The 23,763-nt window shown below is 66.0% G+C and carries 15 protein-coding genes; 6 read left to right on the forward strand and 9 right to left on the reverse strand.

The genetic code is table 11. The features are described 5' to 3' along the window. The coding region (locus RMO97_RS14330; RefSeq protein WP_310541724.1) for an adenosylcobalamin-dependent ribonucleoside-diphosphate reductase at positions 1 to 1,298 on the reverse strand (1,298 nt) is incomplete at its 3' end. Positions 1,299 to 1,482: 184 nt separating this feature from the next. Here RMO97_RS14330 and RMO97_RS14335 point away from each other — a divergent pair. Then, positions 1,483 to 2,091: a hemerythrin domain-containing protein gene (locus tag RMO97_RS14335; RefSeq protein ID WP_310541725.1), complete on the forward strand. Its 609-nt coding sequence runs from the start codon at positions 1,483 to 1,485 to the stop codon at positions 2,089 to 2,091. Positions 2,092 to 2,100: 9 nt separating this feature from the next. Here RMO97_RS14335 and RMO97_RS14340 read toward each other — a convergent pair whose 3' ends face one another. The 6 genes from RMO97_RS14340 to RMO97_RS14365 all read right to left on the reverse strand — a co-directional run bounded on the left by RMO97_RS14340 (position 2,101) and on the right by RMO97_RS14365 (position 7,821). Further along, entirely contained in the window at positions 2,101 to 3,288 is a 1,188-nt protein-coding gene (locus RMO97_RS14340; RefSeq protein ID WP_310541726.1) for a molybdopterin molybdotransferase MoeA, read from the reverse strand. Next, complete coding sequence (gene moaB / locus RMO97_RS14345) at positions 3,285 to 3,824, reverse strand: molybdenum cofactor biosynthesis protein B (RefSeq protein WP_310541727.1); 540 nt, start codon at positions 3,822 to 3,824, stop codon at positions 3,285 to 3,287. The genes RMO97_RS14340 and moaB overlap by 4 nt, the downstream gene beginning before the upstream one ends. 27 nt (positions 3,825 to 3,851) lie before the next feature. Beyond that, a complete protein-coding gene (locus RMO97_RS14350; RefSeq protein ID WP_310541728.1) occupies positions 3,852 to 5,141 on the reverse strand; it encodes an acyl-CoA dehydrogenase family protein in 1,290 nt (429 codons plus the stop codon). A gap of 128 nt (positions 5,142 to 5,269) precedes the next feature. After that, on the reverse strand, positions 5,270 to 5,674 hold the full coding sequence (locus tag RMO97_RS14355) for a SirB2 family protein (protein ID WP_310541729.1): 405 nt from the start codon (positions 5,672 to 5,674) through the stop codon (positions 5,270 to 5,272). A gap of 47 nt (positions 5,675 to 5,721) precedes the next feature. Then, positions 5,722 to 7,008 carry an O-acetylhomoserine aminocarboxypropyltransferase gene (locus RMO97_RS14360; RefSeq protein ID WP_310541730.1) on the reverse strand — a complete coding sequence of 429 codons (1,287 nt, stop codon included), beginning with the start codon at positions 7,006 to 7,008 and terminating at the stop codon, positions 5,722 to 5,724. A gap of 528 nt (positions 7,009 to 7,536) precedes the next feature. Then, on the reverse strand, positions 7,537 to 7,821 hold the full coding sequence (locus RMO97_RS14365; RefSeq protein WP_310541731.1) for a hypothetical protein: 285 nt from the start codon (positions 7,819 to 7,821) through the stop codon (positions 7,537 to 7,539). Positions 7,822 to 7,884: 63 nt separating this feature from the next. Between RMO97_RS14365 and RMO97_RS14370 the strand changes: the two genes are divergently transcribed. Together RMO97_RS14370 and RMO97_RS14375 are read left to right on the forward strand one after the other, a co-directional pair. Then, positions 7,885 to 10,038, forward strand: coding sequence for a family 16 glycosylhydrolase (locus tag RMO97_RS14370; RefSeq protein ID WP_310541732.1), 2,154 nt, complete (start codon positions 7,885 to 7,887; stop codon positions 10,036 to 10,038). Positions 10,039 to 10,589: 551 nt separating this feature from the next. After that, positions 10,590 to 13,286 (forward strand): family 16 glycosylhydrolase, encoded by a 2,697-nt coding sequence (locus RMO97_RS14375; protein WP_310541733.1) that lies wholly within the window; start codon positions 10,590 to 10,592, stop codon positions 13,284 to 13,286. Here RMO97_RS14375 and RMO97_RS14380 read toward each other — a convergent pair. Both RMO97_RS14380 and RMO97_RS14385 read right to left on the reverse strand, forming a co-directional pair. Further along, a complete protein-coding gene (locus RMO97_RS14380; RefSeq protein WP_310541734.1) occupies positions 13,283 to 18,667 on the reverse strand; it encodes a type I secretion C-terminal target domain-containing protein in 5,385 nt (1,794 codons plus the stop codon). The two genes, RMO97_RS14375 and RMO97_RS14380, sit on opposite strands and share 4 nt — an antisense overlap. 125 nt (positions 18,668 to 18,792) lie before the next feature. After that, the gene (locus RMO97_RS14385) at positions 18,793 to 19,404 is read right to left on the reverse strand and encodes a sugar transferase (protein ID WP_310541735.1); all 612 of its coding nucleotides are present in this window, start codon (positions 19,402 to 19,404) and stop codon (positions 18,793 to 18,795) included. Positions 19,405 to 19,678: 274 nt separating this feature from the next. Here RMO97_RS14385 and RMO97_RS14390 point away from each other — a divergent pair, with 274 nt between their 5' ends. From RMO97_RS14390 to RMO97_RS14400, 3 genes are all read left to right on the forward strand, one after another. Then, complete coding sequence (locus RMO97_RS14390) at positions 19,679 to 20,578, forward strand: glycosyltransferase family 2 protein (protein ID WP_310541736.1); 900 nt, start codon at positions 19,679 to 19,681, stop codon at positions 20,576 to 20,578. Positions 20,579 to 20,689: 111 nt separating this feature from the next. Further along, positions 20,690 to 21,361, forward strand: coding sequence for a polysaccharide biosynthesis/export family protein (locus RMO97_RS14395; RefSeq protein ID WP_310541737.1), 672 nt, complete (start codon positions 20,690 to 20,692; stop codon positions 21,359 to 21,361). Positions 21,362 to 21,543: 182 nt separating this feature from the next. Beyond that, positions 21,544 to 23,760 (forward strand): AAA family ATPase, encoded by a 2,217-nt coding sequence (locus tag RMO97_RS14400; RefSeq protein ID WP_310541738.1) that lies wholly within the window; start codon positions 21,544 to 21,546, stop codon positions 23,758 to 23,760. Positions 23,761 to 23,763 lie beyond the last annotated feature (3 nt).

The following is a 23,763-nucleotide window of genomic DNA, read 5'->3' on the forward strand; positions in this document are numbered from 1 at the left end:
CCGGTGGGCGCGATGGAGGTCAGGCACCCGTTGCGCAGGCCATGCTCGGCGATCATGGCTCGGGTCTCCCCGTCCAGGCTCAGCAGGTTCGGGCGCTCCAGGATCTGCGGATCATAGAGCGGGAAGCTACCCTTCTCGGCAGCCAGCGCCGCCGAGGCGCGGTAGGCCTCGCGCTTGATCACCTGCAGCCAGCGCTGGGTCAGGGTCACAGCCTCATCCCCGCCATAGCGGGCGCCGCAGAACAGCAGGGCGTCGGCCAGGCCGGTGACGCCGATGCCGATCCGACGCTTGGCCCTGGCCTCCGCCGCCTGGGCCTCCAGAGGAAAGCGCGAGATGTCGATGACATTGTCCAGCATGCGGACCGCCGTACGGGTCAATCCGGCCAGCAGCGCCTCGTCCAGGACCGCGCCCTCAGAGAACGGCGCCTCCACCAGGCGCGCCAGGTTAAGCGATCCGAGCAGGCAGGCGCCGTAGGCCGGCAGCATCTGCTCGCCGCAGGGATTGCTGGCCAGGATCTCCTCGCAATAGGCTAGGTTGTTGTTGGCGTTGACCCGGTCGATGAAGATCACCCCCGGCTCGGCGGCGTCGTAGGTGGCGGTCATCAGCCGCGCCCACAGGTCGGCCGCGCGAACATTGCGGTGGACCTTGCCGTCGAACACCAGCGGCCACTCCCCATCCGAGGCCAGGGCCTGCATGAACGCGTCGGTCACCAACACTGAGAGGTTGAAGTTGCGCAGACGTCCGGGTTCGCGCTTGGCGTCAATGAAGGCCTCGATGTCGGGGTGGTCGATGCGCAGGCAACCCATCATCGCCCCCCGCCGCTGACCGGCCGACAGGATGGTGCGACACATGGAGTCCCAGACGTCCATGAAGCTGAGCGGTCCCGAGGCGTCGGCCCCGACACCGCGGACTAGGGCACCGTTGGGTCGCACGGAGGAGAAGTCCATGCCGACCCCGCCGCCTTGCTGCAGGGTGACGGCGGCCTCGCGGACATGCTCGAAGATGGCGCCCAGGTCGTCCGGAATCTTTCCCATGACGAAGCAGTTGAACAGGGTGACCGTGCGCTGCGTGCCGGCGCCGGCCAGGATGCGGCCGGCGGGCAGGAAGCGGCAGTCGGTGAGCGCGTCCATCACCTCGGCGCGGAAGGCTTCACGACGGTCGGGCGCCTCGGGCTCGCTCACCGCGCGGGCGACGCGGGCCCAGGTCTCGGCGAGACTAGCGTCCCCGCCCCCGCCGGCAGGGGCGAAACGGTACTTGCTGGACCAGATTTCTCCGGCGAAGGGATTGTCGAAGGCCATGGCGCTCTCTCTGCGTGGGAGAACGAGGCTGTCCGATTCCCTGCGGCGCCCGGCGCGCGCATTGGGTGTCGCGGGCCACCAAAACAGCCAGGCGGCCACTTGGCCAAGATCAAGCCGGAGTCAGGCCCGGCTCAAGGCGCGGGGAACGCAGGCGGTCTAGTCTGTCCTCATTGAGGAGGCCGCCATGATCCCGATCCCCACCCCTGGACTCGATCTCTGGGCCCGCGAGTTGGTCAAGCGATCCCCAGAGGCCAGCGACATCTTCCGTGTCAGGGGTCCCCTGACGAAGTTGGAGAAGCTTGAGCGTGACCTGACCGCAGCCACCCGTGGAGGAAAGACCGCCGAGCGCGCGGCCGGAGAGCTGATCGATCATATCCTGGAGCGCTTTCACGAAACCCACCGCCGGGAGTTTCCTGAAGCCATCGAGCTGGCGCGCACGGTGGAGCGGGTTCACGCCGGCGACCCCGAGTGCCCCCGCGGCCTGGCCGACCACCTGGCGGTCATGGCCGACGACCTGGAGGGCCACCAGCTCAAGGAGGAGAACATCCTCTTCCCCACCATGCTGGCCGGCTCCTGCGGGGTCCTGAAATTCCCCATCTCGCGGATGATGGCTGAACATGACGACGTCTATGAGCAGCTCGACCGTCTGGCGGCCCTGACCCGGGACTTCACCCCACCCCAGGACGCCTGCAAGACCTGGCGCGCGCTTTCCCAGGCCTGCCGCAAGCTCGACCGCGACCTGCGCGAGCACATGCGCCTGGAGAACGACGTCCTCTTCCCCCACTTCCTGTAGTCGAGGTCCTCAGAACTCGAGGACCTCGACTCGGTCTCCGATCGCCGCGGCTGGGTCACCCGGTCGCCGACGGATAAGCACATCGGCCAGGGCCAGGGCCTTTTGGGACGAGGAATCCTGGTCCGACAACGGCGCGACGCCCGCTGTAAGGCATTGCCCGCGCACGAAGGTCTCCCGATCGCCGCAGGCCTCCAACGCCTGCGTCAGCGGCGCCCAGCGCCAGGCGAGGGCGCGGTCCGTGGCCTGCCCGCCCAGGCCAGCCACCAGCGGCGCCAGCAGCAGGCGCGCGGTCACAAGGGCCGCGGTGGGATTGCCCGGCAGGCCCACCACCAGCTTGCCCCCGGCCCGCCCCAGCCAGACGGGTTTTCCGGGCTTGATGGCCACCTTTGCGAACACGCAGTCCAGGCCGAACGGCGCAAACATCGCCTTGGCGTAGTCGCGTTGGCCGACGGAGGCCCCGCCGGTGACCACCACCAGGTCGGCGGCCTGCAGCGCTTCGCCGGCGGCTTCCTGCAGCAGGGACAGGTCATCCCCAAGCCGCCGTCGGCCGATGACCTCTCCGCCCCAGGCCCGCACCAGGGCAGCCAGGCCGAAGGAGACGCTTTCGGGGATCGACGCCCCACCGCCGAGACCCTGGCCCGGCTCATGCAGTTCGTCGCCCGTGCTGAGGATCATCACCCTTGGCCGGGCCACGACCGCCAATTCGGACTGGTCGGCCGCGGCGGCCGCAATCAGCCTCTGCGGTGTGAGCCGCAGGCCCGCAGCCAACAGTTCGTCGCCGGCCCGGAAGTCGCAGCCGGCCGCGCGGACATGCCGCCCACCGCAGGGGGCTTCGGCGAAGTAGGCGACGCCGCCTTCATCGCGCACCGCTTCCTGCATCACCACGCGGTCGGTCCCCGCAGGGGCCGGAGCGCCGGTGAAGATGCGCACGCAGGCGCCCGGCGCCAGGGGCTGGTCAAAACCCTTGCCAGCATAGGCGACCCCCACCACCGGAAGGCTGACCGCGCCGCGCGACAGGTCGGCCTCTCGCACGGCGTAGCCGTCCATGGCGGAGACCGCGACGGCAGGTGACGCCCCCCTCGCCACGAGGGGAACCGCGAGCACGCGGCCGTCGGCCTGGTCGAGCCCGACGCGCTCGGTAGCCAGGGGCCGGGCGAGCCCGGAGACCAGGGCCACAGCGTCGTCGAAGCTGATCAATTGCAGACGCCCCGATAGCGCGGGATCTGACCCACCAGCGAACAGGGGCGGAAGCGGCTGTCGAATTCCTCGGCCAGCACCAGGTCCCAGGCGTCCTTGCAGGCGCCGGTGGAGCCGGGGATGCAGAAGATGAAGGTCTCGCCGATCTGGCCGGCCAGGGCGCGCGACTGCAGGGTCGAGACACCGACGGTGCCCTGACTCGCCTGGTGAAAGACCACAGAGAAGCCGTCCATGCTCCTGTCCAGCAGGGGCGCAACCGCCTCAGGCGTCACGTCGCGCGGCGAGAACCCGGTGCCGCCCGTGGTCAGGATCACGTCCACCTCGGCCGCCGCCGCCCAGGCGCGGACCTGGCTCGCGATGGCGCCCGCCTCGTCGGGGACGATGACCCGGGCGGCCAGGACGTGGCCGGCGCTGGTCAGTCGGTCCGCCAACAGGCCGCCGGAGGTGTCGGTGACCTCCGTCCGAGTGTCGGAGATGGTCAGGACCGCGATGTTCAAAGGGTGAAAGGGCAGCCGTTCGTCGATGCCGGTCTTCATGGGGTGTCGGGTTCCAGGATTTTCGATCTAGGCCGGGGTCGGAATCTGTCCGCCCTCCAGCGGCGCGCCGTCGCGCCAAGCCCGCAGGCGGGCGCCGTGGCGGCCGATCTCCAGCTTGGCGATGGCCCGCCTGTGCACCTCGTCGGGGCCATCGGCGATCCGCAGGGCGCGCATGCCGGCATAGGCGCGCGCCAGGCCGAAGTCCTCCGACAGGCCCGCGCCGCCGTGGGCCTGCATGGCGTCGTCCAGCACCTTCAGGGCGGTGCGGGGCGCGGCCACCTTGATCATCGCGATCTCGAGCTGGGCGGCCTTGTTGCCCACCTTGTCCATCATATCGGCGGCCTTCAGGCACAGCAGGCGGGTCATCTCGATCTCCAATCGCGCGTCGCCGATCCGCTCCTCCCAGACCGACTGGTCCGCCAGCCGCTTGCCGAAGGCCACCCGGGAGAGCAGGCGGTCGACCATCTTCTCCAAGGCCACCTCGGTGGCCCCGAGCGCGCGCATGCAGTGATGGATGCGGCCGGGGCCGAGACGGCCCTGGGCGATCTCAAAACCTCGCCCCTCCCCCAGGATCAGGTTCTCCACCGGCACCCGGACGTCTCGCAGCATCACCTCGGCGTGGCCATGAGGGGCGTCGTCATAGCCGAAGACCGGCAGCATGCGGACCACCTCGAACCCGGGGGCGTCGGTGGGGATCAGGATCTGGGACTGTTGGGAATGGCGGGCGCCCTCAGGATCGGTCTTGCCCATCAGGATGGCGACCTTGCAGCGCGGATCGCCAATGCCCGAAGACCACCACTTGCGGCCGTTGATGACGTAACTGTCGCCGTCGCGGCGGATCGAGGTCTGGATGTTGGTGGCGTCGGAGGAGGCCACGTCGGGCTCGGTCATCAGGAAGGCCGAGCGGATCTCGCCGTCCATCAGCGGCCGCAGCCACTGGGCCTTTTGCGCGGCCGAGCCATACTGGCGCAGCACCTCCATGTTACCGGTGTCGGGCGCCGAGCAGTTGAACACCTCCGAAGCGAAGGCGACCCGGCCCATCTCCTCGGCGCACAGCGCGTATTCGAGATTGCTCAACCCCGGCCCCGTATAGGCGTCGTCGTCCTGTTCCGATGGGTTCAGGAACAGGTTCCAAAGCCCCTCGGAATAGGCCCGCGCCTTCAGCTCCTCCACGATCGGAATGACCTGCCAGCGCGCTGCGCCCACCTGGTTGGCTTGCTGCTGATAGAGCGGAATCGAGGGGTAGATATGCGCCGCCATGAAGGCCCGCACGCGATCGCGCCACAGCGCCTGGCGTTCAGACAGGTCAAAATTCATGTGCGGCCTCCACCAACTCGACGGCGAGCCTTAGCCCCCTGGGGCGCCGCACACCTTGATGGGGGTCAACTCGGCTGTCGAAGATCATCACTCCGTCTGCGCGCCCACCTCGTAGGCTGAGCGAGGAGTTAGGCGCCGAGGCTCGCGAAAAGCCCGAGAGGGCTGTGGGCCCGCGCCACGCTGACAATGAAGCCGAAGACACAGAGCGCGGCCACCCAGAAGCCGATGCGGACCGAGCGGGAGCGTCTCTGGGAGAAAGCCATGGCGCCAAGGCCGATATAGACCACGAGCAACACCACCTTTGTCGTGAGCCAAGCATCGGCGAACGGATACTGCTGGATAAGGGTCGTCAGGATGAGCGCCGCGGAGAGCAACGCGGAGTCGATCACCCAGGACAGGATCCGCACGGGCAGGACCTTGGGCCAGCGCGCCTCCAGCAGGTTCCAGGCCCCACCGCGCAAGGCGAACAGCAGGCCGCTGGCCACGACCGCCCATATGTGGATCGTCCGAATTACGGGATAGAATTCCTCCACGAGTCCTTCCTGATCACTGGCGCTTCACGGCGACGTTTGAAGCGAGATCATAGGCCCGCCAACGCTTGGTCGAGGTCGGCGATGATGTCCTCGATGTGCTCGAGACCCACCGACAGACGCACCACGTCTGGACCGGCGCCGGCTGTGATCTGGTCAGCCTCTTCCAGCTGACGGTGGGTCGTGGAGGAGGGGTGGATGATGAGGCTGCGTGTGTCGCCGATATTGGCCAGGTGCGAGAATAGCTTCACCGAACTCACCAGCTTCACACCGGCGGCGTAGCCATCCTTGAGTCCGAAGGTGAAGACAGCGCCCGCGCCCTTGGGCGCGTAGCGCTGGGCCAGGGCGTGATAGCGATCCCCCGGCAAACCGGCATAGGAGACCCAGGCCACCTTGGGATGAGCCTGCAGCCATTGGGCGACGGCCAGGGCATTCTGACAGTGCCGCTCCATCCGCAACGGCAGGGTCTCGATCCCGGTCAGGATCATGAAGGCGTTGAAGGGGGAGATCGCGGGCCCGAGGTCGCGCAGACCGAGCGCGCGGCAGGCGACGATGAAGGCGGCCGGGCCAAAGGCCTCGGTGAAGACCTTGCCGTGATAGCTGGGATTGGGCGTCGAGAGGTAGGGGTACTTGCCGCCGGCCGCCCAGTCGAAGCGGCCGCTGTCGACGATCATGCCGCCGATGGAATTGCCGTGGCCTCCGAGGAACTTGGTCAGGGAGTGGACCACGATGTCGGCCCCATGGGCGAAGGGCTGGCAGAGGTAGGGAGAGGCCAGGGTGTTGTCGACCACCAGGGGGACGCCCGCCGCATGGGCCGCCTGCGCGATGGCGGCGATGTCGGAGATCACTCCCCCGGGGTTGGCGATGGACTCGATGAACACCGCGCGGGTCTTGTCATTGATCGCCTTGGCGTAGTCGGCGGCGTCGTCGGTGTCGATGAAGGTGACGCCCCAGCCCATCTTCTTGAAGCTCTGGGAGAGCTGGTTGATGGAGCCGCCGTAGAGTTTGCGGGAGGCGACGATGTTGCAGCCGGGTTCCAGCAGGGTGTGGAACACCAGGAACTGGGCCGCATGGCCGCTGGCGACCGCCAGGCCGGCGATCCCGCCCTCCAGGGCGCTGACCCGGGCCTCAAGCACGCTCTGGGTGGGATTGCCCAGCCGAGTGTAGATGTTGCCGCCGGCCTCCAGGTTGAACAGGGCCGCGGCGTGATCGCTGTCTTCGAACACATAGGAAGCCGTCTGATAGATCGGCGTGATGCGGGCCTTGGTGGTGGGATCTGGCGTGGCCCCAGCGTGAATGGCCAGGGTCTCAGGGCGCTGGGCGCTGGATTCGCTCATTGTGGTCTCTATGTCAGGGGCGGACGGCGTCCGCCTCTCATAGAGGTCAGACACCGCTCGGTCACCCGATCCCTATCAACCCCCGTGGGCTCAAGGCGCTTTCGGTCAAGGGCGTGGGCGCCGACGACGCGTCGGACCGAGCCCGGACGGCGGAGATCGCGGGCGCACGCCCCGCGCGGCGACCGGCTTCACCATGTGCAGGAGGGTCAAGCCGGCGCGCGCCCGGGCGCAAGCAAGCGCGGCCATATTCACTCCAAAGAATATTCGTGGCGAAATATTGTTCGTTTTTGTCGCCCGATTCAGAATTGGAAACCCCAAATGCAGAGCCACAGAAAATCTAAGCGCTGCAATACAATTGCATTGCTGAACTGAAACGCGTCATTTATCTCGAGTCGGGTCGGTTGCCTCAGGGGCGGGAAGCGGCGTTAACTTTTCTGCAATCAGAACGCGTGAGAGCAACGTCCAATGGGATATGCAAACTACTCCGGTACCGTTTTGTCTGAAACGTCGCCTTGGTCTATTGACTGGCTAAGCAATCCAAATCAGCAAATTTCTCAAAATTATGGAACTGGCCCACATACTGTACAGATATGGCAGTCCTATACGCTTCCAGATTCTGTAGAAAATCTGACGAACTTCGGCGACAATCAATATGCGGCCGGAAATTCCCAGAACAACATCATCAAATCTCTCGGTAATGATGCGCAACTGTACGGCGGGGCCGGACAGGACGTCTTCATTGGGAGCCACTCTCGAGACACCTTCATCATTGCTCTCGGCGAGGGCGACAAGGTCATCCAGAATTTTGGCCACGGACAGGACGCCGTTCGCCTGATCGGCGGGCCTTTGGTCAGCTTTCAGGCGGTGCAGGCGGCGATGACCCAGCAGGGCGCTGACGTCATTCTGAATAACGGCGGCACGATGATCGCCTTCCGCAACGCCGCCGTGGGTCAGTTCACCGCCAACGACTTCAAGCTGCCGTTGAACCCGGCCAGCCTGGGCGGAGCCACCTTCAGCGAAGAGTTCAACAGCTCGCAGACCATCCCGGCGAACTGGACCACGAACTTTGGCTATGCCGGAACCGGGCTGAACAGCTTCACCCTTCCCCGCAACGGCGAACAGCAAATCTACACCAGTTCAGCCTTCCAGGGGACGGCCGGCTCGCCGCTAGGTCTGAACCCCTTTTCCTTCAACAATGGTGTACTGACGATCACCGCCCAGCCGGTGACGCAGGCGCAGTCGGACCAGATGTGGGGCTATGACTATTCGTCGGGTCTCCTCGTCTCCAACTTCACCCAGACCTATGGCTATTTTGAAATCCGCGCCGAGTTGCCGGAGGGCCAGGGACTGTGGCCGGCCTTCTGGCTGCTCGGCCCCGAGAACAAGGAGATCGATGTTCTCGAAGGGCTCGGAAGCGACACGAAGGCGGCGCACAACGCCATCCACAGCAACAGCGTCCCGACCCTGGGGAACGCCGCCTTCAACCCCTATGGCGACGGCTTCCACACCTACGGGGTGAAGTGGACCGCGCAGACCATCACCTTCTATGTGGACCGCGCCGAGGTCTGGCAGACCGCCACGCCGGTGGACATGCATTCCCCCATGCGGATGCTCGTAAACCTCGCGGTCGGCGGCAACTGGGCAGGTTCGCCAGACGCCTCCACGCCATTCCCGGCCGACCTGCGCGTGGACTACATCCATGCCTTCAGCCTGGCGCAGGCCGACGGCGGGGCGCCGGCCACTCCGGCCCCTCCCCCGGCCCCCGCTCCGGCGGTGGGCGGCGCGGGCCAGGTGCTGACCTCAGCCTATGCCGGCGCGACGCTGACGGGCGGAACGGGCGCCGACACCCTGATGGCGAGCCAAGGGTCGGACCGGCTCACCGGCGGCGCCGGGGCGGATATCTTTGTGTTCAAGGCGATCCCCTGGAACGCCGGTCGCATCACCGACTTCCAGGTGGGAACCGACCAGCTCGACCTCTCCAGCCTCTATGCCAATGGCTATAACGGCTCCAATCCTGTCGCTGACGGCTATGTGAGCTTTGTCTCCGACGGCGGCGGCGGGACCAAAGTCCTGCTGGACACCGATGGTCCGGGCGGCGCCAACAGCCTGAAGTTCCAGATCGCCACCCTGGAGGGGGTGTCGGCCAGCAGCCTGACCAGCGCAAGTCTCGTCGGCGGCGGGGCCGGGACGGCGGCCCCCGCTCCGGGCGGCGGCGGACAGGTGCTGACCTCGCCCTATCCCGGGGCGACTCTGACAGGGGGATCTGGCGCCGACACCCTCAACGCCAGCCAGGGCTCCGACCGGCTCACCGGCGGCGGCGGCGCCGACACCTTCGTCTTCAAGGGCCTGCCCTGGAACGCCGGCCACATCACCGATTTCCAGGTGGGGACCGACAAGCTGAACATTTCCGCCCTCTACGCCAACGGCTATTCGGGTGCGAACCCGGTGGCGGATGGCTATGTGAGCCTGGCGTCAGACGGCGCCGGGGGGACGAGGGTCCTGCTCGACTCCGATGGCCCGGGCGGCGCGAACAGCTTGAAGTTCGTCATCACCACACTGGACGGCGTCGCGCCGTCGTCCCTGACCAGCGCCACCCTGATAGGGGGTGCGCCCGCCACCGCGCCGGGCGCCGCCGGACAGGTGCAGACATCGCCCTATCCCGGCGCAACACTGACCGGTGGATCCGGAGCCGACACCCTGAACGCCAGCCAGGGGGCGGACTGGCTCACCGGCGGCGGCGGCGCTGACAGCTTCGTATTCAAGGCTCCGCCCTGGAGCGCGGGACATGTCACGGACTTCACGCCGGGCGTCGATGTGCTGGATCTGCGCGCCCTGTTCGCCGCCAGCCGGTACAGCGGCTCGAACCCCGTCGCGGAGGGATACCTCAGCTTCGTGGCCGATGGCGCGGGCGGAACCAGGGTGATGTTCGACTCAGACGGTCCAGGCGGTGCGAACCCCTGGCCGATCACGATCACGACCCTAGACCGTGTCCTGCCCGGCGCCCTGCATCCGACCGACTGGCTTCACTAGACGCTGACGAGCTCAGCTAGACCACCTGACGCGAGATGAGTCAGGGGCAAGACATCAGAGCATGGACGTGGCGGCCACGGCGCGGCACGGCTCCAGGCACAAGAAAGCCCCCGACCCATGCGCCGGGTCGGGGGCGCCCTTCACGACGGCGTGAGGCGTAGCCTCCCGCAACGCCGCCGCGCGGCAAAAAGGCTCGGGCGGCTTGGACAAATTGCCACATCTGCGTCCCGCAGACCTTCGTTATCCGAACCCATGTAACTCTGCACGTCTCGCAATCAGCGGCAGGCCTAAGGTGACGCTTGATCTTGTGTTAGATCAAACCCCTATCGATATTGATTATGCATCAGGCTCCTCACGAATAACGTCTGAAGCCGCCTAAGGCTAAGCTTGTTTGCGTCGCACAACGACTGCATTTGGGCCCTCCCGAGCCGCGCGGAAACTATTTGTGCGGCATCTTGGGTCATGTGTTGGAAAGGCGGTAAGCGCTAGCTTTGTCGGACCGCGAGAGGCGCCTGGTGTGTCGGGTGTCGGCTCCGGATCGGGGAAACTGAATGTCCTTGCTCAAATATGACGGCTCAGTCGCCGTCGGAACAAACACGCCTGTCTCCGACCTATACGGGACCGACGGCAGAGATACCCTGACGGGAAACGCCGACGCCAATTCCCTGTGGGGCGGCCAGGGCGATCGGATGGTGGGCGGCGCCGGGGGCGATACCTATTATCTGAAATCGTCATCCGACCAGGTGGTCGAGCAGGCCAACGGCGGGGTCGATAAGATCGTCGCCTGGTCGAACGTTTACCTCCCGAAGTACTCCGAAGTTGAGAACCTCGAGGTCAATGGCGACCGCACCTACGGCGCCGGGGGCGCCGGCGACAACATTATCCAGGGCGGGGCCGGCTCCCAGCAGCTCTATGGCGGCGGCGGTCAGGACATCCTGATTGGCGGCGCCGGGGCGGACGTCTTCCTGGTGGTCAAGGGTGAAGGCAGCGACGTCATCCAGGACTTCTCCCCGGGCGAGGACGTTATCCGCCTCACCGGCGGATACACGAACTTCACGCAGTTGCACTCCCACCTGACCCAGGTGGGCGGCGACGTGAAGCTCGACCTCGGCGGCGGTGACGGCGTCATGCTGAGAAATCTCAACATCTCACAGCTCAGCGCCCAGGACTTCGAACTGCAGCTGGACCCCAGCCAACTGGGCGCGATGACGTTCCGTGACGAGTTCGACCAGCCGTTGTCGCTGTGGGATGCGCAAAGCAATCCGAACGGCGTCTGGCGTCCCGACTACGGGTACCAGGGCGAGCAGGGTCTGGGCTCCTACACCCTCGCCACCAACAATGAGAAACAGGTCTACGTCTCCCCCTACTTCCGAGGTCACGCGGGGGACTTCGCGGTGACGCCGTTCACCTCCAACGCGGACGGCACCCTGTCCATCCAGGCGCGGCCGACCTCCAACCCGGAGACCTACGGCTACGAATACACCTCTGGAATGATCTCGACCCGGCCGACCTTCACCCAGACCTACGGCTATTTCGAAATGCGCGCCGACCTGCCCGAGGCCGCCGGAGCCTGGCCCGCCTTCTGGCTGCTGCCGGCCGACGGATCCTGGCCGCCGGAACTCGACGTCATGGAGACCCTCTCGTCGGATCCCCGGGCGGCCTGGACCACCGCCCACTCGGGGCTGAACGGCGACCACGTCTCCTCGGGTCAGGCCGCCTTCGTGCCTGACACGGCCGACGGCTTCCACACCTATGGCGTGCTTTGGACCGCCACGAGCCTGAAATGGTACGTCGATGGCGTGGAGGTGTTCCAGGCCGCGACTCCAGCCGACATGAACAAGCCCATGTACATGATCGCCAACCTGGCGCTCGGCGGCTGGGGTGGCGAGATTGACCGGGGCGCCCTGCCGACCGAGCTGAAGATCGACTACATCCGGGCCTATGCGCTCCCGGGCACGGTCGCAACCGGCGCCCCCGCAGCTGAGGCCTCGGGCCTCCGCCTCACGGCCTCCGGCTACGCCGACACCCTCACGGGCGGCGCGGGCGCGGATTCGGTTACGGCGGGCCAGGGCCCCGACAGGCTCACGGGAGGGGGCGGCGCCGATGTCTTCGTCTTCAAGAACCTGCCATGGAACGCGGGCTACATCACCGACTTCCAAGTCGGCGTCGACAGGATCGACCTCTCCGCCCTCTACGCGGCTGGCTACAGTGGTGCGGACCCGGTGGCCGACGGCTATGTCTCGTTCGTCTCCGACGGACTGGGCGGGACGAAGGTCATGCTCGACATCGACGGCCCCGCGAGCGGCAACCCCTGGGCCTTCACCATCGCTACTCTCGACGGCGTGTCGCCACTGGGTCTGACTGCAGCCAAGGTGTTCGGAGGAACAGCGGCGCCATCGGGCGACCCGCCAAACAGTCAGCCGGCGGCCTCAGGCGGCGTCGTGCTGCAGTCGGAAACTTACTCCGACATCCTGACAGGCGGCGCGGGCTCGGACACGCTCAATGCCGGCCAAGGCCCGGACGTCCTCACCGGTGGGGCGGGCGCTGACAGCTTCGCCTTCGCCAACCTGCCCTGGAACGCTGGTCACATCACCGATTTCGTTTTGGGGGTTGATCGTCTGGATCTCTCAGCGTTCATCGCACAATCCAACTACACCGGGACCGACCCGATCGCTGACGGCTACCTGGTCCTGCGCGACGATGGCGCCGGCGGAAGCCAAGTGCTCTGGGACGTCGACGGCCGGGGCATCGGCAATCCCTGGCCAATCACCATCACGACTCTGGACGCCGTTCGCCCTGGGGATCTTACCGCGGCCAACCTGATGACCCCTGCGGGGACGCAGCAGCCGACCGGCGTCCTGGTGGCGTCAAATGGGCCCGTCGCGCAACTCAGTGGAACAGTGGGGGCCGACACCCTCATGGCCGGGAGGTATGCCGATGTGCTCACCGGGGGCGCGGGCGCCGACCGTTTCGTGTTCCAGGAGACACCCTGGAACGCCGGTCACATCACCGACTTTGCGCCCGGTTCCGATGTCCTGGATCTTAGGGCCATCTTCGCCGCCGCCCAGTATCGAGGATCTGATCCCTTGATGGACGGCTACTTCAGCCTGCAGTCAGATGGCTCCGGAGGCGTCCGGGTCTTCGTGGACATCGACGGTCCGCAGGGTCCAGAGTGGCCTTTCTTGATTACGACCCTCGACCGGGTCGAACTCAACAGCATCCGCGCTGGTGACTGGCTGTTCCACTAGTGGATCACCCAGTCCTGAGCCGAGATTAGGGCCGGCCTCACGTGATCAAGGGTGGTGACCAGCGTCGGCCACTGCGACCCCGAGGGACCGTCAAGGTCAACATAGACCTGGGTTCCGCCTGAGCCATCAGCGCGGAGTTCCAGCCAGCGGTCTGCGAGCGGATCACCACCGCTATAGGCCGTTGCGGCCGCCAGCTGGCTCAGGTCGATCACGTCCACACCTGGCGTGAAGTCAGTGATGTGTCCGGCATTCCAGGGCGCGTTTGCAAAGACAAAAATGTCTGGGCCGCCCGCGCCGGTCAGGACGTCGGGTCCCTGCCCGGCGTTGAGCGTGTCTGCCCCGGCCCCTCCCGCAAGCACGTCACCATATTTGGACGAGGTGAGAACCCGACCCGCTGTCTCGTCGCCGCCAGGCGGAGGAGGTGGCGGCGGCGGAGGTGGCGGCGTGGCGGAGCTGGATGTCAGCTGGGCGTAGGTCAGGCCGGTGCTGGCCACACCATTGAGCGTAGTGATTGTCGTCGGCCAGGGGTTCGCGGCGCCGGGGCCATCGGTGTCGAAGGCGATCCGCACGCCGCCCGCGCCATCCGACGACAGGTTTAGATACCCGTCGCCGACCGGGTCTGAGCCCACATAGCCGCTGGCGCTCAACAGCGCGTTGAGATCGAGCCTGTCGGTCCCCACCACGAAGTCGGTGACGTGGCCAGCATTCCAGGGCAGCACACGGAAGGCGAAGACGTCGGCGCCTGCGCCGCCGCTGAGGATGTCCGCGCCGTGCCCAGCCACCAGGGTGTCGGCGCCGTCCAGCCCGTTGAGGCTGGAGCCATAGTCATTGGAGATCAGGGTATTGTCGAGCCCGCTGCCGGTGCCGCTTTGGGCGACGGAGCCGACCAGCTCCAGATTGTGATCCGATCCGGATAGGGTGTAGGCGGCCGCTGACGTCCGAACTGTCGTGTCGGGCGCGGGTGCGGAGTCATCGTCAAGGATGGTCCCGCTGGCGGTCTTGACCCCCAGCGTGGCGCCTGTCGCGTTGCTGAGGGTGACCGTGAATCTCTCGTCGGGTTCGGCGGTGGCGTCTCCCGCGACCTGGACGACAATCGACTTGCTCGCCTCGCCGGCCGCGAAGGCTACGCTGCCAGCCGGGAGCGCCGCGCCCTGGAAGTCGGAGGCCATTGCGGGCGCCGAGCCGGACCCGCTGATTGACCAGGACGCGCTGGCGGTTCCGCTGAGGTCGCCGGTACGGCTTAGGTTGAAGACCAGGGCCGTGGATCCGTTGTCGCCTTCGTTGATGCTGACCGCTGAGGAGGAGAAGGCCAGCTGGGGGGATTGGGCAGGCGGAGGGTTTGTCGCGCCGCCGCCGGTAAGGGCCGACCAGGTCAGGCCGGCGGCCGACACTTGGTCAAGCTTGAGGATATAGTTGGCCCATTGCGGGCTGGGGCCGGCGCCGTCCCGATCGAACAGCACCTGAGCGCCGCCGGCTCCATCGTCCAGCAGCGTGATGTAGTGGTCGGCGACCGGATCAGCCCCCGCATAGCCCGCCTTCTGGAACAGCGCCGAAAGATCCAGCCGGTCCACGCCGACCGTGAAGTCGGTGATCCGGTTGGGTGACCAGGGTTCGGCCGGGAACGAGAACACGTCGGCGCCGGCGCCGCCCGTCAGGACTTCATCGCCACGGCCGCCGATCAAGGTGTCGTCGCCTGCGCCGCCCGCCAAGGTCGAACCCGGGCCCGCGGAGATGAATACATCGCCGCCAGGGCCTGTTGAGCCGTCCGCCCAGCTTTGGAAGATCTGGAAGAAGTTGTCGCCAGATGTGTTGACGCCCTCGGCCGCAAGATGCAGGCCATCAGCCTGCAGCGGTAGGCCGGCGGCGTCGAAGCTCAGGGCGTTCGCGTCAGCCTGATCGACGCTCAGCTGACCAGCCCGGACATCGGCCGCATAGAGCGGAGAGGTTCCGATTGCGAAGAAGCCGATCTTGCCATTGGGGTCCTGAAGCCAGTCGGCCCGAACCGCCGAGAAGAAGGCCGTCAGATTGCCGCCATAGGCCTGAGCCGTCGCCTGGTAGTTGGCGTCTTCCTCTCCCTGACCAAAGAACACGGCCGCGGGCCGCAGGCCGCCGGCCGCGGCGCTAGCCTGGCTGATCATCTGGGTGGTCTGATCAAAGAGCTCACCGCTGCTCATGGGTGACCAGTCGGCGTGATACAGCCCCGTGTCCTGCGCCAGTTGGGTGCCACCGGCCACGGACTTGACGATGTAGAGGGTCTCCCCCGGATGCACAGCGCGCATGTCGATTGCAAACGCGACCTCGGGGCCCCAACCATTGGGCGCACCGGCGTAGCCGGTGTTGACGCCCGGGCGCAGCTCTTCGAAAGTCTGCGTCGTCTGGTTCCAGATCTGGGTCAGAGGACTCTGCGACCAGAGACTCGAGATGTTTGACGCATCGGTCCCGTAGACGCCCATGTTTGACTGGCCCGCGAACACGACTAGCGTTCCGCCTCCAGACGGCGGCGGCGGGGAACCAGCGCCCTGGGTGAGTCCCGACCAGGTGAGACCTGAACTCGACACCTTATCCAGCTGGATGACGTAGTTCCCCCACTGCGGGCTCGTCCCCTCTCCGTCGCGGTCGAACAGCAGTCTCGTCCCCCCCGCCCCGTCGTCGAGCAGGGTGACGTACCGGTCGGCGATGGGGTCCGACCCTGTATAGCCCGCCTTCTGCATCAGGGCCGAAAGGTCGAGCTTGTCCGAGCCGACGGTGAAGTCGGTGATGCGAATGGGAGACCAGGGCTCATTGCCGAATACAAACTGGTCGGCGCCCGAGCCCCCGGTCAGGACATCGTCCCCCTGGCTGGCGTAGATCGTGTCGTCGCCTGCGCCGCCCGAAAGGGTGGCGCCCGTACCAGAGGCGGTGAGGACTTGACCAGCGCCGCCAGGCTCCGCCGGACCGGCGCCGGTGTCGTCATTCTGAATGACGCCGCTGGCCGTGGCGTTCCGCAGCTCGACGCCCGCGCCGGTCGGGTTGGAAATCGTCACGACAAAACGCTCGTCCGACTCCACCGTGGCGTCTCCGGCCACATTGACGGTGAGGGTCTTGCTCAGCTCGCCGGCGCTAAACCTCAGGAGTCCGGTCGGCAGGACGCCGCCCTGGAAGTCGGCGCCGAGCGCCGGGTTGGCCCCCGCGCCGGAGACGCTCCAGGAGACGTCGCCCGCCGCCGAGGTGTCGCCTGATCGCATGACCGTATAGGTGAAGGCGGTGACGCCCGTGTCGTCCTCGAGCTGGGTGACCGGCGCCGACTGGATCGAGACGGTCGAGGGGGTGTAGGTCGATGCGTCGGCCAGGGTGTAAAGTTCCTGCCCAGCGCCATTGCTCGCGATGATCTGACCGTCCGCCGTGACCCCGACGAGATCGCCGGTCACTTGGCGCGCGGGGCCATACCATCCGGGCACGTCGCCGCCGTAGGCATATTCATCGTATCCCCGCGCCACCACCATGCCGTCAGGGGTGTGCCAGCTGACCGCGAAGCCACCGTGGCCGGTAGCGATAAAGGTGGCGTCCGGGGTGGCGCTCGCCGCGCCCAGGTCCTGGCGGACGAAGGTCTTGCGCACCGGATCAAACACGATGTCCCAGAGGTGCTGACCGCCGTCGCTGCTGGATTGCAGATAGGCGAAGACGACCTTGCCGCTGGTGAGCCAGGTTCCAGCTCCAGTGAACTGGCTGATCGAACCAGCCATTAGCGCGGTAGGCATCGCAAGATTAGACCCATCCGAAACCGCGCCGAACACCGCGCCGGCGTCCTCCCAGATCATCATGGTCTGGCCCGGCGGCAGTGTCGTCGGAGGCGACAGTGAGAGCTGGATGTGGGAGGTGGTGACCGCCGCTCCGTCCGCCTCGAAGGTGACAGGCTTATTCACCTGCCCACTGGCGGGTCCGTTGTCCTGCAAGGTGGCCACCGGCAGCGGAGTCGTGAGGTTGAGCACCTCAGTCGACCCGTCGGAGAGCGCGTAGGCGCGGACATAATCCACGTTCAATTTCGCCGGGAAGGCCGCCGGATCCGGCGCGCCACCCCACCCGCCAACCGCGAGGTTGACGATCAGCGACATCGGGCTTGTCCAGGTGGATGGCGTCGCGCCGTGCAGCACGGTGAGACCATCGTAGAAGAAGGTCACGGTCTGGGGCGTCCACAACATCCCGTAGGTGTGGAAGCCCTCGGGGTCGACGGTCAGGACGTTGTCGTATTGTGTCTCCGACCCATCAACGCCGCCATAGGCCCGCCGGTAGTCAACATTGGGCGTCGCAGCCAACCCTTCCATGATGTCGGCTTCTGCGTTCGGCTTGTAGGGGCTGGGGATCATCCAGAAAGCTGGCCAGGAACCGACCGCCGTGGGGACCTCCGCCCGCATCTCGAAATACCCGTACTTCTGCGCGAAGCTGCCGAGGGTGTTGAGCATGCCCGAGGTGTGGGTGGCGCCCCATGCGGCATAGACATCGTCGGCCGCCACTGGCGCCGCGGTGATCGTCAGCACACCGTTTTCGATCGTGAACGGATTGACCCCGATGTCGTGGTCACCGCGGCCCTGGAACCCGGGTGCGACATAGGACTGTTGCTCCCCGTTCTGGACCAGGGCGTAGGCGTATTGGTCCTTCAGATTGCCGCCGAAATTGGTGTTCCACTGGCCCACGCCGAGCGAAGGGTCGCGAATCTGAAGGGTGTCGAACTCGTCGCTGAAGGTCATGGCGCCGAGCTTGGTGGTGTCCAGCGCGCCCAGCAGCTGTCGGTCGGTGAAGGCGGCCGGCGTCATGTCGCGGAACGTGAGGGTTTCGGTCTGCGAAAGCCGCAGGATGCTGTCGGCGCCCGACTGGGTCATCTGGGCGCGGACGTCCGCCGCGGTCTCGAAGCCCGCTGCGTTCAGAAGCTGCAGCTGGGAGTTGCCGTTCCAGTTGTAGATGACGTCGTTGCCGTCGCCGATCCTGACCTGGAACGTGGTGCGCTGGGTTACCGACCCGACCAGGACATCATCGCCGGCGAGGCCGTTGATCCACTGGCTACCATCCACGATGATGAGGTTGTTCAGTTCGTTGCCCACGGCGAAGTTGAAGTCGAAGTGGACCGTCAAATTCTCGACGTTGGGGGCGAGGATCACCGAGGTGTAGGCGATCTGTGTGTCGACACCCCCGCCGGGCGACTCCTGGACGCGGTCGTGGCTGTCCTTGATGTAGAAGGTGGTGTCGCCGGAGGAGCCGATCAACAGATCACCACCGCCGCCGCCGGAGATGGACGAGCTTCCGGCCGAAGCCTGAAGGGTTTCATCGCCCGCCGGGGAGCCATCGATGCTCGACTGTCCCGGGGCCGATTGCACCATCGCCTGGCCGAGATAGTTGTAATAGGTCATGAACTACGCCCGGAAAATGGCGACGCTGCCGGCGTGGAAACGATCCGCACCGAGCCGCCTATGGTTGGGTTACTCGAAGTGGGAATTCGAAGAGATGGTGTTAGCCAGGCGCGGGTCAGCACCGGCTAGTAGGACCCGCGTCTCAGCAGCACGGCGGGTACGGTGTTGAACATGATGGCAAGATCCAGGGCGGCCGTGCGGCGCTTGGCGTAGATGCAGTCCAGGGCGACGCGGGCGCGGTAGGTCGTGTCATTGCGGCCGCTGACTTGCCACAGGCCCGTGATGCCAGGCTTGACCGCGCAGTATTGCTGAAAGCGCCGGCCGTACTTCTGGATTTCGGCGTCGACGATCGGCCGCGGACCGACGAGGCTCATATCGCCCGCCAAGACGTTGAATAGCTGCGGAAGCTCGTCCAGGCTCGTACGCCGGAGGAAGGCACCTAGTTTGGTGACACGCGGGTCATTGCGTAGTTTGTGATCCTTTTCCCATTCCGCGCGGGCGTCGGGATCACAGGCCAGAACCTCGGCCAGGCGCGCCTCGGCGTCCACAGCCATGCTCCGAAACTTGAGACAGGGAAAACTCGCGCCCCCCCGACCGATCCGGCGGTGGGCGAACACGATCGGCCCCCCATCATGGGAGAAGATCGCCAGCGCCACGAACAGCATCAGGGGCGCGACGAAAACCAGCGCCACGAGCGCTATGATGAAATGCATCGCCTCGGACGCGACATCGTCCATCAAAGCGAGTGTCTGCGGAAAGGCTTGCGCCTCGGGGGCCGTGCGAAGAGAGTCTGACATGATCGCTACTAGAAAATTCCTGACGAACCAAATGCACGCCTGATTTGCCGCAACAACGTCCATGCCTAAGGATGTGGTTCCAAGCTTAAGTGGAGAATTTAACGCCGGCTTCCAACCGCAAAGCTTGCCTTCTGGTCAAGCTAAGGGGGCTTTTCATGCTCCAGGGAACGCAAGCGACAGTTTATCGTTTGGGATGCTCTCACGGGGGTCGGTCATGAGCGCATCGGTCGTCAGTGTCGCGGTTTGCACCTATCGCCGGCCCGAGGTGGTCGCCACCCTTGCTTCCATCGCCCGGCAGCAGCTGCCTGAGGACGTGACCATCCAGGTTGTTGTCGCTGACAACGATACGAGCCGTGAAGCAGAGGCGCGTGTCCTCGCGGCGGCTGACCTGAATTGCCTTCCGGTCACCTATGTCCACGCGCCGGAGCGAAACATCTGCGTGGCGCGCAACGCCTGTCTCGATGCGGCTTCCGGAGATTGGCTGGCGTTTCTAGACGATGACGAAACCGCAGGGCCCGGCTGGCTGGCCGCCCTTCTCTCGCAAGCTCAGCAATCGGGTTTCGACGCCGTTCTTGGCCCGGTGAAGGCGACCTACCCCCCACAGGCTCCAAGTTGGCTGGTCGCGGCCGACCTTCATTCAACGGCGCCAACCTTTACCAATGGACAGATCCTCAAGGGCTACGCTGGAAACGTTCTGATCCGGCGAAGCGCGATAGACCGATACAGTCTGCGGTTCGACCCGGCTCTTGGGCGGATGGGGGGAGAGGACGACGCCTTCTTCTATCGTCTCACCGACGGGGGCGGATCCATCGGCTTTGCGCCTGACGCTGTGGCCTACGAGCCGGTCGCCCCTGCGCGCCTGAGCCTGGGCTGGCTGCTGCAACGCAGCTTCCGGACGGGTCAGACTCATGGATCGAGACTGCTGGGGCGGCAAGGCTGGTTGGGGCGAGTCGTCCAAATCGCCATGGCGGGCGCCAAGGTCATCCTGTGCCTTGGGGTGGCGCTGGCCAGGGTCAGGTCGGTCCGGTCGCGCAACCGTTGGCTGGTGCGCGGCGCGCTTCACGCCGGCGCCGTCGCGCGTTTAGCCGGGCTGGGAGTGCTTAAGCTGTACTGATGAAATCTGAAGAGGGCCGACGGAACACCTTGGCAATGTCGGCGTTGGTTGGACCAGTGAGTTGTGGCCAGCCCCTTCCAAGCTGCGCCGTCGCCCCCGGAGTTTCGCCAAATGCGTCTGTACCTTTCCGTCATTTCCGCTGCGTTCGTGTTGCTGACGCTCGGTCAACCCGCCTTCGCCGCGCCGCTGCCTCCGCCCGACAGTGCGCCGACGCGTGTGGGTGCCAGCGGCTATCGTATCGGCCCCGACGACAAGCTCGACATCAATGTCTTCCAGATCGCCGAGCTGAGCCGGACGGTCACCGTCGACTCCGGGGGGAAAGTCTTGCTGCCCCTGCTAGGCTCGCTTCAAGCGAGCGGCCGGACGCCAGGTGAACTCTCCGACGATATCGCCACCGCCCTGAAGAAGTCCTTCATGAAAGATCCGCAGGTGACGGTGTCGGTGAAGGAGGCGCAGAGCGAGCGCGTCACAGTCGATGGGGCGGTTGTCCAACCTGGCGTCTATCCTCTCACCGGCCGGACGAGCCTGTTGCAGGCCGTCTCGCTGGCCAAGGGCCCTGATCCACGCTTGGCGAACATCAAGCGTGTGGCGATTTTCCGCACCGTCGGCGGATCGCGCCGCAGCGCCTTCTATGATCTCGGGCAGGTGCGGAGCGGCAAGGCCGAGGATCCGGAAATATACGGCAACGATATCGTCGTGGTCGACACCTCCGGCTCAAAGTCCTTCTTCCAGAATTTCCAGGGGTCGTTTGGCCTGTTGGGGATGCTCGTCCGCCCCTGGTGACCCATACGCGAAGCTTGGCCTCGTCCGCCAAGCTTGGCCTCGTCCGGCGCACGTCCCGCCTGCGAGCTCGACGAAGACTGACACACCAAGCCGTCCGGCGTGGCCGCTCGCCTGTTCTTGCTTGGTGGGTTTGACGCGCCAACCCGATTGCTGACCTCGAATTTGCGAAACACAGGCTTCCCATGAACGCTATGATCCCGGTCGCCGGCGACGAACTGCCCGCCCATCCCGGTCCCTCGTCGTTTCGTCCGGCTGAACCCGAGCGCATGCACTTGCGCCAATTGCTCGGCATCGTGCTGCAGCGCGCGCCCTTGGGTCTGGCGGTGGCCACGGTCATCTTCGTCCTCGTGCTGGGCCTATTCGCCCTGCAGACGCCCGCCTATACGGCGGTCGGCTCGGTCGTGATCGACCCGAAACAGCAGAATCTCACCGACACCTCGTTCCAGCAGGGCGGCCTGCCCCCGGACACCAGCGCGGTGGACACTCAGGTGGAGATACTGCGCTCGCCCGCCCTGGCTCAGGACGTGGTCAAGCGCCTGCGCCTGTACAACGACCCAGAGTTCAATCCGGCCATGGAACCTCGGTTCTTCGGCGCGATCCCGGGCCAAGAGCCGATCAACCAACCGGACGCGCGCACCCTGGCCAAGGTGACCAACAACATGATGGCGCGAACCTGGGCGCGTCGGGCCGGTTTGACCTATGTGGTCCAGGTGGGAGTTAGCGCGGCGTCGCCTCAGAAGGCGGCGTTGATCACCAACACGATCCTCGAAACCTATCTGTCCCGCCAGCTCGACGAGAAGGTCGTCGCCGTCACCCGCGCCAACACCCAGTTGGGCGCCAGCCTGGAAAAGATGCGCCAGGAAGCGGAATCCGCAGAGGCGCGGGTGCAACAGTACAAGAACGCCAACGGCCTGCTGAGCGCCGAAGGCGCCACCATGGCCGAGCAGGAGGTTTCCACGCTCAACCAGCAAGTGGCGATTTCAAAGGCCGATCACGCTGAGAAGGCCGCCCGTCTGGCGGCCGCCCTGGCCCAGCTTCGCAACGGCAGCGGCGGCGCTGACGTGGGCGCCGCGCTCGGGTCGGACACGGTCAAGGAACTCCGCAAGAAGGAGGCCGAGACCAGCATTCGCCTTGCCCAGCTGAAAGCAGACTTCAAACCGGAGTATCCGGAGGTGCTGCGCACCCAGGCCCAGCTCGACGACATCCGCTCGCAGATCCAGGCCGAGATCAACCGCATCCTCTCCAGCATGCGGGCGGAATCCAGCGCCGCAGCGGGCCGCGAGGCCTCGCTGACCGGCAGTCGCGGTGCGGCGCAAGGGGGCTTGGCGTCCAACAGCCGGGCGCAGGTGGGGCTGCTGGCGATCCAGCAGCGATCCGACGCGGCCAAGCAGATCTATGAGGCCTACCTGAACCGCGCCAAACAGGTCGCCGCCGAAGGCAGCCTGCAGGAATCCGACGCGAAGATCAGTTCGCCCGCGACACTCCCCACCTCGCCCTCCTCTCCTAACATGAAGATCGCCGGAGTTCTGGCGCTGCTGGGGGCGCTCATCGCTGGAGCTGGCGCCATGCTGATGGCGGAGTTCTGGGACAAGCAGCTTCGCAGCCGGGCGGACGTCGAACGTGACCTTGGCGTCCCGTTCGCCGGCGTCCTGCCCGACTTCAGGTCGATCCAGCCCAAGGGTCTGCGCGGCCTGGAGGCCACGCCGGCGGAGTTCCTGCTCAACCACCCCTATTCCGGATTCGCCGAGGCTTTCCGCAACCTGCGCGCCTTCCTGATGATCTCGGCCCGCCGAGATGACGCCCGGCTGTTTGCAATCACCTCGGCGGTGCCGCGCGAAGGCAAGAGCCTGACGTCCCTGTGCCTGGCCAGAACCCTGGCCCTGTCAGGCGCGCGCGTGGCGCTTGTGGATTGCGACCTGCGCCAACGCGGCGTCAGCAAGCTGGTGGGGGATCGCGACATCGGCATCGTCGAAGTCGTTGAAAACGGTGTCCCGGTGCGCGAGGCGCTGATCCACGACCCTAAGACCAACCTCTTCATCCTGCCCGCGAGCGGCAAATCGGTGCCTCACGATCTGTTCTCCGACCCGAGGACCGACGCCGTCCTGCGCAGCCTAGCCAACCAATTTGATTATGTGATCCTGGACACCCCGCCCATCCTGGGGGTGGCCGACGCGCGGATACTCGCGGCCAAGGCCGACTTGGTGCTCTACATCGTCCAGTGGAACAAAACCCCCCTGCGCGCCGCGCAATCGGCCGTGGAGATCCTTCACGACTGCGGCGCCAACGTCGCCGGCGCCTTGTTGACCAAGGTCGATGTGAAGGGGCAGGCGCGCTACGGGTACGGGGACTCCAGCGATTACTACGGCTACTTCAAGAACTACTACATCGCGGCGGCCTAGGCG

The sequence above is a fragment of the Phenylobacterium sp. genome (assembly GCF_031425575.1).
Taxonomy (GTDB): domain Bacteria; phylum Pseudomonadota; class Alphaproteobacteria; order Caulobacterales; family Caulobacteraceae; genus Phenylobacterium.

Coding starts and splice junctions, on each gene's coding strand:
- RMO97_RS14335 (WP_310541725.1), top strand. CDS start 1,483: ATGATCCCGATCCCCACCCCTGGACTCGATCTCTGGGCCCGCGAGTTG.
- moaB (WP_310541727.1), bottom strand. CDS start 3,824: ATGAAGACCGGCATCGACGAACGGCTGCCCTTTCACCCTTTGAACATC.
- RMO97_RS14350 (WP_310541728.1), bottom strand. CDS start 5,141: ATGAATTTTGACCTGTCTGAACGCCAGGCGCTGTGGCGCGATCGCGTG.
- RMO97_RS14360 (WP_310541730.1), bottom strand. CDS start 7,008: ATGAGCGAATCCAGCGCCCAGCGCCCTGAGACCCTGGCCATTCACGCT.
- RMO97_RS14370 (WP_310541732.1), top strand. CDS start 7,885: ATGACCCAGCAGGGCGCTGACGTCATTCTGAATAACGGCGGCACGATG.
- RMO97_RS14375 (WP_310541733.1), top strand. CDS start 10,590: ATGTCCTTGCTCAAATATGACGGCTCAGTCGCCGTCGGAACAAACACG.
- RMO97_RS14380 (WP_310541734.1), bottom strand. CDS start 18,667: ATGACCTATTACAACTATCTCGGCCAGGCGATGGTGCAATCGGCCCCG.
- RMO97_RS14385 (WP_310541735.1), bottom strand. CDS start 19,404: ATGGACGATGTCGCGTCCGAGGCGATGCATTTCATCATAGCGCTCGTG.
- RMO97_RS14390 (WP_310541736.1), top strand. CDS start 19,679: ATGAGCGCATCGGTCGTCAGTGTCGCGGTTTGCACCTATCGCCGGCCC.
- RMO97_RS14395 (WP_310541737.1), top strand. CDS start 20,690: ATGCGTCTGTACCTTTCCGTCATTTCCGCTGCGTTCGTGTTGCTGACG.
- RMO97_RS14400 (WP_310541738.1), top strand. CDS start 21,544: ATGAACGCTATGATCCCGGTCGCCGGCGACGAACTGCCCGCCCATCCC.